Raw genomic sequence first — 13353 nt, 5'->3', positions numbered from 1 at the left:
TATGCTACGTGATTTGAAAACAACAGATGTTGCAGCGATTTGTGTCATTAACAAAGAAGCTTTAGGTTATACTTTTAGTCCAGAGGAAACGGCTAGTCAACTAGCTAGATTATCCAAAGACTCACATCATTTTCTACTAGGTTATGAGGATGATGCTAGTCATGAACTCCATGGCTACGTTCATGCAGAGGTTTATGAATCTCTCTATTCCAAGGCAGGATTTAATATCTTGGCCTTGGCAGTTTTACCTCAAAGACAAGAGAAGGGGATTGGTAAAGCTTTACTTGAAGGGTTGGAGCAAGAAACAAAAAGACGCGGATATGAGTTTATTCGCTTAAACTCTGCAGACCACCGTCTGGGTGCGCATGCATTTTATGAAAAAGTTGGCTATACTTGTGATAAGATGCAGAAACGGTTTATTAAATTGATTAAAGGAGAAGACCTATGATTTTTGACAAAGATGATTTTAAAGCATATGACGCAGATCTTTGGAATGCTATTGCTAAAGAAGAAGAACGCCAACAAAATAATATTGAATTGATCGCTTCAGAGAACGTAGTCTCTAAGGCTGTTATGGCTGCTCAAGGTTCTATCTTGACCAATAAATATGCCGAAGGTTATCCAGGACGTCGTTATTACGGTGGTACTGATGTAGTGGATGTTATCGAAAATCTAGCTATTGAGCGTGCAAAAGAAATTTTTGGTGCCAAGTTTGCAAATGTCCAACCCCACTCAGGAAGCCAAGCCAACTGTGCTGCTTACATGGCCTTGATTGAGCCTGGCGATACGGTTATGGGAATGGATTTGGCAGCAGGTGGGCACTTGACTCACGGAGCTCCAGTAAGTTTCTCAGGACAAACCTACAATTTTGTTTCTTATAGCGTTGATCCTGATACCGAACTATTGAACTTTGATGCTATCTTAAAACAAGCACAAGAAGTGAAACCAAAATTAATCGTAGCAGGAGCTTCAGCCTACTCTCAAATTATTGATTTTTCAAAATTCCGTGAAATTGCAGATGCTGTTGGTGCTAAACTCATGGTAGATATGGCTCATATTGCTGGCTTGGTTGCTGCTGGTCTTCATCCAAGTCCAGTGCCTTATGCACATATTACAACAACAACGACCCACAAAACCCTTCGTGGTCCACGTGGTGGTTTGATTTTGACCAACGACGAAGATCTTGCTAAGAAAATTAACTCAGCTATCTTCCCAGGTATCCAAGGTGGACCATTAGAGCACGTTGTTGCTGCTAAGGCTGTTGCATTTAAAGAGGTATTGGACCCAGCCTTCAAGGAATATGCAGCAAATGTTATTAAGAACAGCAAGGCTATGGCAGAAATCTTCTTGCAAGACCCTGATTTCCGTATCATTTCTGGCGGAACTGAAAACCACCTTTTCCTAGTTGATGTAACTAAGGTTGTAGAGAACGGAAAAGTTGCTCAAAACTTGCTGGATGAAGTCAATATTACCCTAAATAAAAACTCAATTCCTTACGAAACATTGTCACCATTTAAGACAAGTGGTATTCGTATCGGAGCTGCAGCAACTACTGCACGTGGGTTTGGTGAAGAAGAAAGCCGTAAAGTGGCAGAGTTTATCATTAAAGCCCTTAAGAATGCAGAAAATGAGGCTGTTTTAGAAGAAGTGAGAAGCGAAGTCAAAGCCTTGACAGATGCCTTCCCATTATACGAGGACTAAAATTTTTATGGACATTTATATTAAGAAAGCTATTATCCATCAGTTCAGTCCGGATGATACCGAGTTGTTTTTAGCGGATAAGTTTCTCAATATCACTCCAAAAATCGAAGAATACCTGCGCAAGAAAATTGAACGTGTGTATTCAGATGAAGCTAAGACTGGGATTTTCGAAGAAGAAAATCCCTTCTTCAATCACATTACAGACGATTTGTTGGAGACATCGGTGGCGCTAGCAAATCTCTGGAAAGAGGAGTTTAGCATTTCTGAAAATCTCAAGACCAATGACTTGATGTTTGTGCAATTTTCTAAAGAAGGAGTAGAGCATTTCGCTTTCTTGCGAATTGCCCTGCGAGAAACCTTGACTCACCTTGGAGGAGAGGTTGATAATCCAATCAAGCTGACTCAAAACAATCTACCAGGATTTGGTACAGGGGCTGACGAAGCTTTGGTGGTCAATCTTCAAAGCCGAAAATATCACCTGATTGAGAAACGAATCAAGTATAACGGAACTTTTTTGAACTATTTTTCTGAGAATCTGATTCAGGCTCAGCCAAAGATTTCACCTAAGAAGTCAATCAAGGAACTGGAAAAAACAGCTCAGAGAATTGCTGAAACATTTAATACAGATGATTTTCAATTTCAATCCAAGGTCAAGTCTGCTATTTTCAACAACCTTGAAGAAAGCAATGAATTGTCTCCTGAAAAATTGGCCAATGACCTTTTTGACAACAATCTGACGGCACGCCTTAGCTTTATTGATCAAGTTAAGGAAGCAGTACCAGAGCCAGTTCAGTTTGATGAAATCGATGCTAGTCGCCAATTAAAGAAATTTGAAAACCAAAAACTTTCCCTGTCAAATGGTATTGAGTTAATTGTTCCTAATAATATTTATCAAGATGCTGAGTCGGTCGAATTTATCCAAAATGACAATGGAACCTACTCTATCTTAATCAAAAACATCGAGGATATACAAAGCAAATAATGTTTAAATTTATAAGAAGGGTCTTGCTACTTGTTCTTATCTTATTTACTGGCTATAAACTTTTCCATATGTATCGGGATGTGAAGCAGGTCATGACCTATCAATCCTTGGTCCGAGAAGTTTTAAGTGAGCAAGATACGCCAGCAAATGAAGAACTGGTCCTGGCCATGATTTATACCGAAACCAAAGGTAAAGAAAGTGACGTGATGCAGTCTAGTGAGTCTGCCAGCGGTACTACAAATACGATCTCTGACAATAGGAGTAGTATTCGTCAGGGGATTCAAACCTTGACTGAAAATCTGTATTTAGCGCAAGAAAAGGGCGTGGATGTTTGGACTGCTGTACAGGCCTATAACTTTGGTCCTGCTTATATCGATTTTATTGCACAAAACGGGAAAGAAAATACACTTGCCCTAGCCAAGAAATATTCGAGAGATACAGTTGCACCAACTTTAGGAAATACAACTGGGAAAACCTATCGCTATGTCAATCCAATTTCCATCTTTCAAGGTGGAGAACTCTATGTGGATGGTGGAAACTATTATTACTCTAGACAGGTTCAACTAAATCTCTATATTATTAAATTTTTTAATCTATTTTAAGCATCTAGAATTTCTAGGTGCTTTTATAAGTTTTCTTTAAGGATACTTTAATATGCTAGAGTAGAAAAGGAGGAACGTCTCATGCGAAAGAAATTCTTTCTGACTAGTGCTACTGTTCTTTTAGCAGTTGCAACTTTGCAAAGCGCTCAAGCAGCCACTGATGTTCAAAAAGTAATTGATGAAACTTATGTTCAACCTGAGTACGTCTTGGGTTCATCATTAACAGAGGATCAAAAAAATCAAACCTTAAAAAAACTCGGCTATAATGCCTCTACAGATACCAAAGAACTGAAGACTATGACGCCAGATGTCTACTCAAAGATTATGAACGTCGCCAATGACTCTAGTCTCCAGCTCTATTCATCTGCAAAAATTCAAAAATTGGGTGAAAAATCTCCACTTGAAGTGAAGATTGAAACCCCTGAAAATATCACTAAAGTGACCCAAGACATGTATCGTAATGCGGCTGTTACCTTGGGTGTGGAGCACGCGCGTATCACCGTTGCGGCACCAATCCCTGTAACAGGTGAAAGTGCCTTAGCAGGTATTTACTATTCATTAGAAGCTAATGGTGTTCAACTTCCTCAAGAAAATAAAGACCTAGCTCAGGAAGAGCTAAAAGCCTTGTCAGACATCAACGATGAAAACAAGGATAAATCAGGCTATGATGCCAATAAACTCAATGTAGCCCTTGCCGATATCAAAGCTGCAGTCGCTAAGGCTAAAGAGTCTAAAGGAGAGCTTACTGAGGATGATGTTCGTAAGATTGTCGAAGATACTTTGAAGAACTACAAACTGGATCAAGTTGTTACAGGCAACCAAGTCAATGTCATCATCAACTTTGCCTTCAATCTTTCAAAGAGCGATATTCTTAATAACGAAGACTTTACTAAGACGCTAAAAGATTTGAAACAAAGTATCGTAGCACAAGCAGGTGATAGTTTCAGCAATATTGACCTTAACTTTGATGCTAATAAAGCATTTGAGAATGGGGGCAATATTCTCAGTGCTATTTGGCAAGCAATTGTAAACTTTTTCAAGAGTTTTGGTGCTTAGGTTAATTCATGGTATAATAGATGGTAACAGAACAGTTGCCATCTTTTTTTTCGGCACATAGAAAGTGAAAAATATGTTAAAGAAAAATGATATTGTAGAAGTAGAGATTGTCGATTTAACCCATGAAGGAGCAGGTGTTGCCAAGGTAGATGGCTTGGTCTTTTTTGTAGAGAATGCTCTACCGACTGAGAAAATCCTTATGCGAGTCCTTAAAGTCAACAAGAAGATTGGCTTTGGTAAAGTCGAGGAATACCTTACGCAATCTCCACATCGTAATCAAGACTTAGATTTGGCTTACCTACGTTCAGGCATAGCCGACTTGGGGCATCTAGCTTATCCAGAGCAACTCAAGTTTAAAACCAAGCAAGTAAAAGACAGTCTTTATAAGATTGCTGGAATCACGGATATAGAGGTTGCTGATACTCTTGGCATGGAAAATCCTGTCAAGTATCGTAACAAGGCTCAGGTTCCTGTTCGTCGCGTTAATGGTGTCCTAGAGACTGGTTTCTTCCGTAAGAATTCTCATAATCTTATGCCTCTTGAAGATTTTTATATCCAGGATCCAGTGATTGACCAGGTTATTGTGGCTTTACGTGATTTGCTCCGTCGTTATGACTTAAAACCCTATGATGAGAAGGAACAGTCTGGCTTGATTCGTAACCTTGTCGTTCGTCGTGGGCATCATTCTGGAGAAATTATGGTCATTTTGGTGACCACTCGTCCTAAAATTTTCCGAGTTGAACAGTTGATTGAACAAGTCATCAAGCAGTTCCCAGAGATTGTGTCTGTCATGCAAAATATCAATGACCAAAATACCAATGCTATTTTTGGGAAAGAATGGCGAGTTCTCTATGGTCAAGATTACATTACGGACCAAATGTTGGGAAATGATTTCCAAATCTCTGGACCAGCCTTTTATCAGGTCAATACAGAAATGGCAGAGAAACTTTATCAGACAGCCATTGATTTTGCGGAGTTAAGTGAAGATGATGTGGTGATCGATGCCTATTCAGGAATTGGGACCATTGGCTTGTCAGTTGCTAAGCATGTCAAGGAAGTTTATGGTGTCGAAGTCATCCCAGAAGCAGTAGAAAATAGCCAGAAGAATGCAGAGTTGAACGGTATCACCAATGCTCATTATGTTTGTGATACAGCTGAAAATGCCATGAAGAATTGGCTCAAGGAAGGCATCCAACCAACTGCCATCCTGGTTGACCCACCACGCAAGGGCTTGACAGAAAGCTTTATCAAAGCAAGCGCCCAAACAGGAGCTGAACGCATCGCCTATATCTCCTGTAACGTCGCAACCATGGCGCGTGATATCAAACTCTACCAAGAGTTGGGCTATGAATTGAAGAAAGTACGACCGGTAGATTTGTTTCCACAAACGCATCACGTCGAGTGTGTAGCTTTGCTGGTAAAAGCCTAGAAACCTTGTAACGAAAGGGGTTAAGAAAAGCCTTGATTGTAAGGCTTTTTCTTGTTTAGTGGGGAAGTATTAAAGTAACCTCTCATATTTTTTACTAGGTTTGATAACTTATTTGAGATGGACTCTATTTCCATAAACACTGTGGGGATGTTTTTGTTACCAAAGATAATAAGTTAATGGGAATAACTATATATTTATCTGATATTTTTTTTAAATGTTTTAACAATATTTTCTTATATCCGATTAAACAATTTGACAATTAACAATCAAAGAGCTAATATAATCTATAGTTGATTTTTTACAAAGTATATTCTATTGAAATAATTATTTTTATTAGATTATTAGGATAAAAGCTATGCCTAATTACATGGGATGTTAATAAAGATAGGAATTGGAATTTGATTAAGAAAAATACATGGATTCCCATCTATAAATTTGTGAATAGTTGAAATAAAAAGCGAAAGAAGTGTTGACTGAATTCGAAAGATTGGTGAAGGTAGATGTTAAGAGTTTTTGAGGCTTTTGCAGGATATGGCAGCCAAAGAATGGCATTGCGTAATATAGGTTTAGATTTTGAAGTAGTTGGTATTTCAGAAATTGAAGGGGATGTTATACTATCTTATGCAGCAATCCATAGCGACTTTTTAGAAAAAAGGAAAGAAATAGAGAAATATATCCCTGAAGATATTGAGGAAATGATAACTTACCTTGAGAAAATCAATGTACCTCTGGATTATAAGACATTTGAAAATAAAGCAAGAAAATTAAAACCGTCAAAATTGAAGGATCAGTATTTAGCAAATAAACTGATAAACAATTACGGAGATATACAGATAGTCGACCCTGATTTACTACCTGATTTTGATTTATTTACTTATTCTTTTCCATGTCAGGATATTTCAGTAGCAGGATATCAGCAAGGTTTAAATTTAGATTCAGGAACTAGATCATCATTACTTTGGGAGTGTTGTAAAATTATTGAGACCAAAAAGCCAAAATATTTAATGATGGAGAATGTTAAGAATCTAGTTGGTCGCAATCATAAAGCGAACTTTATGAAATTTCTAGATTACCTTAAATCTCTAGGTTATAAGAACTCTTGGAAAGTTTTAAATGCCCGTGATTACGGTATACCCCAAAATCGTGAAAGAGTTTTTTGTATAAGTGAGTTAGATGGCCAAGATGAATTTGAGTTTCCAGAGCCAATAAATCTTAGATACAAATTGTATGATATTTTAGAGAAAGAAGTTGATAATAGGTATTATCTTAAAAATGAGCAGTTGATGGATGTTCCAATCGAACAAGAGTATAGCTATTGTTTGGATTCGAACTACTGGAAAGGCGTTACATTAAATTCTTTTTTAGAAAAACACAGACGACAGTTAGTTACGGATAAAACTGATGAAAATGGAAAGTACATTCCAAGGAGGTTAACTCCGAAAGAAACTTGGAGATTAATGGGTGTTAATGATGAAGATATTGAAAAAGCTAGTCAATTAATAAGCCAGACCAGTCTCTACAAACAGTCAGGAAATAGTATTGTTGTGCCTGTGTTGGAAGCAATATTTTCAGAATGGTTTGTAGACAATAACTAGTAAGGAGATTCTCGTATATGAATAGAGCAGAAAAAATTTTGAGTATTAGGAAAAAACTAGATATCACTCGAAAAGAATTTGCAGATGCTCTGTGTCTTTCAAAGGAACAAGAAAAACTCTTAAAAAACTGGGAACTGGGAGAAATTCCAATTCCAGAAGATATTTATTGTAAAATAAACTCTTTTCCCACAAAGGCTATTTTTAAAAATAAACCATTAGAAGAATGTAGGTTCAAACAAATTGATCTGTTTGCTGGTATTGGAGGAATACGTCAAGCTTTTCAAAAGCAAGGTGGACACAACGTTTATTCTTCTGAATGGGATAAGTTTGCTCAAAAAACCTATAGAATCAACTATGGAGAAGTTCCTGATGGCGATATTACACAGGTTGATGAAAATGATATACCTGATCATGATATTCTTTTAGGTGGTTTTCCTTGTCAGCCGTTCTCACAAGCGGGGCTGCACAAAGGTTTTGAAGATACGAGAGGGACACTATTCTTTGATGTAGCAAGGATTATTAAAGCTAAAAGACCAAAGGCATTTATGCTAGAGAATGTTAAACAATTAAAGGGGCACGATAAAGGTAATACACTACGTGTAATATTATCAGTATTGGAAGAATTAAACTATTATGTTCCAGAACCTCAAATTCTAAATGCCTACCATTTTGGAGTTCCACAAAATAGGGAGCGAATTATCATTGTTGGATTCAATAAGGAATATCTTCCCGAGCATTATGAAGAGTTTAAATTTCCAACGGGACATGTTGACGATAGTATTCGTGTAGGTGATATATTAGAAATGAATGTAGATGACCGTTACACTATTTCCGATAAACTATGGCAAGGACATCAAATTAGGAAAAAAATGCATAGAAAAAAAGGTAACGGTTTCGGATTCTCTCTCTTCAATGAAAATAGTAAATATACAAGTACAATCAGTGCTCGTTACTATAAAGATGGAAGTGAAGCCTTAATAGAACAGAATGGGAAAAATCCACGAATGCTTACTCCAAGAGAATGTGCTAGGCTACAAGGATTTACAGACGATTTCATCATTCCAGTGTCAAATGCTCAATCATATAAGCAATTTGGAAATTCTGTTTGTATTCCTGTTATTGAGGCTGTTGCTGAAGCAATGTTAGAGTATCTTGGAAAGTATAATATTTTGTAGGTGATGATGTGAGAAAGATGCTATTAAGTTTTAAACCTAATGTATATAAGAAAATATATGAAGGTGTGAAAATATTTGAACATAGAAGAAACTTTCCAAACGAGCCAATTATGGCTTATATGTATGTTAGTAAACCTGTTCGGGCTATTACAGGAATAGTTTATCTAAGTAATCGTCATGAATTAATTGATTGGGAGCGACAGTTTAGCTATGATTCTCAGGCACTACAAAGAATCGAAGACTACAAAAAATCATATAGATACGCAATGGAAATAGTAGAATTTCAAGAAACTAATAAAATTAGCTTGGATGATTTGAAAAGGGATCTCCCTAACTTTGTAGTGCCACAAAGTTACATTTATTTAGACAATAATACGGAATTATTAAAGTATATTGATGAAAAAATAGTTGAACAAGGAAAAAATATTAAACATGATTTTTCAATAGTAACATCAAATCAAATATGCGTTCATTAAAAAATTAAGACGAGGTGATTAAATAGTCACCTCGTCTTTTTAAATATTATTCGTATTCTTCAATGATTAAGCTATCCCAAAAATTATTGTTTGCTCTCCATTGGGAATACGGTCTTGAATTTCCTTCATACATTCCACTATCAAAAAATACTGTACCTTTTTTGACTAAGCGTATCCATTCATCATAATTCAATGGTTTTCCAAAACAAACTTTTGTATAAACACCTGATTTATCTCTCTTGCAAGTAAACCATCCTTTATCATTAAACTTGTCTTCTAGTTTTGATTTTAAACATTTATCAGTTTTTTTTGTAGTAGGTGAATGTTCTCCATACCATCTAGCAATTTCAAGATTTTCTATTTGAAGAGGTTTAGGAACAATGGTTGCTTTATCATTTCTTTGGTCATGAGAATAAGAGTAAAATGCCACGATATCTTTATTAGGCTGGACGGTAAGAATTTGGCCGAAATCATTGTAAGAATTTATTTTTGGACAAGAACTACCAGACCATGAATAACGACCGCCTTTCGATGAATTAGGTTTTCCAAATATTCTAAGAAAGCTGTCCTGTTTTTCATACTTTGTAGATCCAGTAAATAAAGACTCATAACGAGGGTCAGTGAAAACATAAACATTAGCAGACCAGTCTCCAAAAGTAGTTTTTGAAGTAGTTTGATTTTTTAGTTCATATCCCCATAAATCGGGTTCATTATCAGCATTTGCAGTAATTCCAAATTGCTGTTCTAGCCAATGACCTTTTCTTCCATCATGTCGTTCATTTTTCCCAAAGACGTCAGGAATATGTCCTCGTACGTTTTGTCTAAATAAATCAATAATTTGTTCTTTAGGTTCCATAATTATTCCTCCTTAAATGTTATTTATAAATTCTTCCACTGTAATAATTTCTTTGGAGACAATAGATTCAGGTAAAGTATTGTTGCTTCTCATCAAATAGCCGCTGAATTCATCTTTCAAATACCAATTCCTTTTATTTTTTGCATATAACTTTTTAGGAACATTGCTTTCCAATAAGCAAATAAAAGTAATATCATTTATCTGAGTTTCAGGTATGTTTTCGAAGTCATCAGGGGTAATAGTATTACTGATAAGTACATTATCTGATAGTTTCTTGGATAGACCTACACAAGACTCCTTTAGTTTACAAAGACTGCATGCTAATGGATTTACACCACGCAATTCTTTATTTCCTATAGTTCCATATCTTTGGCACCAAAGAATATCAAAAAAATTTTTCATATTAGTTTTGTTAGATTGGCTTGCCAACCAGATAACTCTTTCAAGTTTTCCAAGCATATCAAAATCATTATAGAATTTTGACCGTGTCTCGATTCCTAAGGGGTATTGATAGAACGTTTCAATCCATGTATCTATTGGGATGATTTCTTCATTTGCAAAACCTTGTTGAAGGAAACAAGCTATAACCTTTTCTGAATAACCTTTTAGTTTTTTTCCAGAATCATAAAAATTTTTAAAGAAATCTTTGTTCCAAGTACGATAATCTGTTTGCTCAATATTTAGAAAAGCACTAATAAAGTATGCTGCTCTCCATGCATGACGATTGAATGCATCAACTAGTTTTTCGGCAAAGTATTTATCTTCTTCTGAGATTTCTCCTGTAGAAAAATACTTTCCAGATACGTTCGAGATAAAATTATCTTTATTCTGTTTCCACGCTTTTGGCATTACTTTAAATTCTATGTCGTCGATAGTAACCGTTTTTGTGAAATCTAATCGGAATAATTTCGTTATTGAATGATGTAATTTTTCAAATATTGGAAAATCAGAATAGTCTTTTTTTCTGACATCGGAGTATGCAGGAATTGCATAGTATTCTAGATGACTCCATTGTTCCGGAAAAATTACCTCTTCGCCAAAACTACTCATAAAGTTATACAACATACGCATTTCACTTTGTCGACCTGTTTTAGGTTGCCATGCTGCAACGAAACGAGGAATTGAATAAATCTCCTCATAAAACCTTCCATAAGGTATTGAAGAGCCAAACGATTTTTCAATGTACTGCCATAAATCACTTAAAAGTTTAATGTAATCTTCATTGTCTTTACAGCAATTTATAACTGTTTCAAGTGTTATCTGATCGCTAAGTCCAATACGGTTTTCTATTTCACTAGTAATAGTATTTATAATAGGTTGAGAAGGCTCATGATTCAGCAACACTAAGAATGTGGCATTGCATTTATCATTTTCTATTTCATAGCTAATGGAAACGGGGCAAGCAATGATACGTTCATCTTCAATAAAACAGTGAATGTACATAATTGGAAATTGAGGTAAATCAGGATAATATAATTCTATCTTAGGAATCCATTGAAGTGGTAACCCAAAAACCTTAATTGTAGTTTCATAACGTAACGTAAACAATGTAACCTCCTTAGTTAAACCAAGATTAAAAATTTTTGTAACTCTGTAACCTTTAAAGTATGAAAATAAATACTGAAAAATTTAAGAGTTTTATTGTTATTTATAAAAATTAAAGAAGAATTTCTTTGCTATTTATCATTCACACCTTCAAGAAAACCATATCTACCGTTGTTATAACTTTTAGTAAATTCTATAAAATTACAATCAAAATTCCTAAATTTAGGTAGATTTCTAGAATTTTCAATAACAATTAGTTGACTTTCTTGTGCTGATAAACTAAAGTACTCAAATAAAGCAATTCTCATGCTCTCGGGTGTGTTATTTTTCTCACCTTCATCTAAACCAAGTAAAGGTGTATCAATAATATGGAAAAAAGGTTTGAATTTAGCTTGTTCGAAAAATAATTTTCGTAAAGCTAAAACAACAACTGTGTTTAGATACGATATATAACCTTTCCCATATCTATTTATTTTATTCTCACCCATTATTTCAATATCAAATTCTTTTGAATCAAATCTACTAAAACCATATTTTTCAAATGAACATTGTTTTAAGATTGATTGTATGTTTTTTGTCATACCGTGCCAGAATTGAGAAGGGAATTCATCTTTTGGGAAATATTCAACTTTATCGTAATGTTCGTTTTCTAAATCATCAATATCTTGATTCCAATTTTCTACCAATCTATTTATGGTTTCAATAGAGCTTTTTGCCTTGATATATGATTTATACTGTTCGATTTTAAATGTCAATTTTTTTTCATCGGGTATTAGGATATTGTTGATTTCATCTGCTACACGAATTCTTTGTAGTTCAAGTTCCTCTTTTTGTTCTTGTAGAAGAGAAAAGTCTTTTTTTAAATCTAATCTAGTTTGATTTAGTGATTTAATTTTTCTGACTAGAAGCTCTAAGTCTGTTTCAAATGAATCTACATGCTGCCTTGCAGAATCGCTTGGTAATTCATTGTTACAAATTGGGCACATTCCAGAATTTTCAATTGTTGAGATACTAGTATGAGATTCAATAATAAAAGATAGTCTGTTGAAATCAGATTCATACTGACTTGCAAGATCTTTAAAACGATTAAGTAATAAAGATTTTTCACTGAGTTGTGTATCTACATCTGCAAGTTGTTGTAGGAGATTTGAATGTATATTATTTGATTGGTAAATTACGTTACTTAAATTTTCTAATTTATTAGATAACTCCTCAATTTCAGCATATATATCGGATTCAGATTTTTTATTCAATTTGCCAATCAATCGATCCTGTTCCTCATTAAATTGGTTTATTTTTGAGTAAATATAATTTTTAACAGAATTATGTCGTATATTTCTCTCTTCAACAGATTCTTGTTTTTTTATTTTGGAAAAATCTTTTTCATAAAGTAAGTAAAGAAGGGATGACAGATATGCAGTGACTTGACTTGTGATTCTAGGTAATAATATCGAAGATGATTTATTCATTTCATTTTCATGAATAATCCAAGAACTAATAAACGTTCTGATACTCAGTTTTTGTTTTCTGAATAATTTGTTACTAATAACTTCAACAGGTGGCTCTATTCCAAATAGTTGTAGCCAAACATCACTTATTGGATTTTTATTATTACTTTTATATTTAGAGTAGTATTCACCGGAGTTTATTTTTGGAAAGTTAGAATCCACAAGCACTGTATCTTTACCGAGTTCTCGACTTAATTTGACTACTCTATCCCCCACGGAAATCTCTAAATTTACTGTATTGTATTCTGTAGAACTAGAAAACGGATGTTTTAAAGAGCCAGTAAGGTAGTCTATACATTTTACGATACAAGTCTTACCAACATTCGAAGGTCCAGTGATAATATTAAGACCTTCTCTAAAATTTATCTCAGAATACCTATTTGGACCAGTGACGGTTAATTTTTTTAAATATGTTGTTGTCATATAAA

The 13353-nt window shown here is 34.8% G+C and carries 12 protein-coding genes; 9 read left to right on the top strand and 3 right to left on the bottom strand.

The annotated features are described in order from the left end of the window. Nucleotide 1: 1 nt before the first annotated feature. The 9 genes from O3633_RS00915 (at nucleotide 2) to O3633_RS00875 (ending at nucleotide 9016) form a co-directional block, all read left to right on the top strand. Complete coding sequence (locus O3633_RS00915; RefSeq protein WP_049529569.1) at nucleotides 2–448, top strand: GNAT family N-acetyltransferase; 447 nt, start codon at nucleotides 2–4, stop codon at nucleotides 446–448. Then, on the top strand, nucleotides 445–1701 hold the full coding sequence (gene glyA, locus O3633_RS00910; RefSeq protein ID WP_049529570.1) for a serine hydroxymethyltransferase: 1257 nt from the start codon (nucleotides 445–447) through the stop codon (nucleotides 1699–1701). The genes O3633_RS00915 and glyA overlap by 4 nt, the downstream gene beginning before the upstream one ends. A gap of 7 nt (nucleotides 1702–1708) precedes the next feature. After that, nucleotides 1709–2683, top strand: coding sequence for a nucleoid-associated protein (locus O3633_RS00905; protein WP_049529571.1), 975 nt, complete (start codon nucleotides 1709–1711; stop codon nucleotides 2681–2683). After that, nucleotides 2683–3285: a lysozyme family protein gene (locus tag O3633_RS00900; protein ID WP_371620070.1), complete on the top strand. Its 603-nt coding sequence runs from the start codon at nucleotides 2683–2685 to the stop codon at nucleotides 3283–3285. The genes O3633_RS00905 and O3633_RS00900 overlap by 1 nt, the downstream gene beginning before the upstream one ends. Nucleotides 3286–3366: 81 nt before the next feature. Next, complete coding sequence (locus O3633_RS00895) at nucleotides 3367–4341, top strand: DUF1002 domain-containing protein (RefSeq protein ID WP_371620069.1); 975 nt, start codon at nucleotides 3367–3369, stop codon at nucleotides 4339–4341. 73 nt (nucleotides 4342–4414) lie between these two features. Then, nucleotides 4415–5770, top strand: a complete 1356-nt coding sequence (rlmD, locus tag O3633_RS00890) for a 23S rRNA (uracil(1939)-C(5))-methyltransferase RlmD (protein WP_371620068.1) — start codon at nucleotides 4415–4417, stop codon at nucleotides 5768–5770. Nucleotides 5771–6270: 500 nt separating this feature from the next. Further along, entirely contained in the window at nucleotides 6271–7365 is a 1095-nt protein-coding gene (locus tag O3633_RS00885) for a DNA cytosine methyltransferase (protein WP_261080674.1), read from the top strand. Between the two features lie 17 nt (nucleotides 7366–7382). Next, entirely contained in the window at nucleotides 7383–8540 is a 1158-nt protein-coding gene (locus O3633_RS00880) for a DNA cytosine methyltransferase (RefSeq protein ID WP_371620067.1), read from the top strand. A gap of 8 nt (nucleotides 8541–8548) precedes the next feature. Continuing rightward, nucleotides 8549–9016, top strand: coding sequence for a hypothetical protein (locus tag O3633_RS00875; protein ID WP_261080676.1), 468 nt, complete (start codon nucleotides 8549–8551; stop codon nucleotides 9014–9016). A 46-nt stretch (nucleotides 9017–9062) separates the two neighbouring features. Here O3633_RS00875 and O3633_RS00870 read toward each other — a convergent pair whose 3' ends face one another. From O3633_RS00870 to O3633_RS00860, 3 genes are all read right to left on the bottom strand, one after another. Further along, complete coding sequence (locus O3633_RS00870; protein ID WP_371620066.1) at nucleotides 9063–9872, bottom strand: LlaMI family restriction endonuclease; 810 nt, start codon at nucleotides 9870–9872, stop codon at nucleotides 9063–9065. Nucleotides 9873–9884: 12 nt separating this feature from the next. After that, complete coding sequence (locus O3633_RS00865) at nucleotides 9885–11420, bottom strand: hypothetical protein (protein ID WP_371620065.1); 1536 nt, start codon at nucleotides 11418–11420, stop codon at nucleotides 9885–9887. A 128-nt stretch (nucleotides 11421–11548) separates the two neighbouring features. Beyond that, nucleotides 11549–13348, bottom strand: a complete 1800-nt coding sequence (locus O3633_RS00860) for an AAA family ATPase (RefSeq protein WP_371620064.1) — start codon at nucleotides 13346–13348, stop codon at nucleotides 11549–11551. Between the last annotated feature and the right edge of the window lie 5 nt (nucleotides 13349–13353).

The sequence above is a fragment of the Streptococcus sp. 27098_8_22 genome, assembly GCF_041432415.1.
Taxonomy (GTDB): Bacteria; Bacillota; Bacilli; order Lactobacillales; family Streptococcaceae; genus Streptococcus; species Streptococcus pseudopneumoniae_M.
Note: the sequence above shows the minus strand (reverse complement) of the source record. Positions and strands in the feature narration are given on the sequence as shown.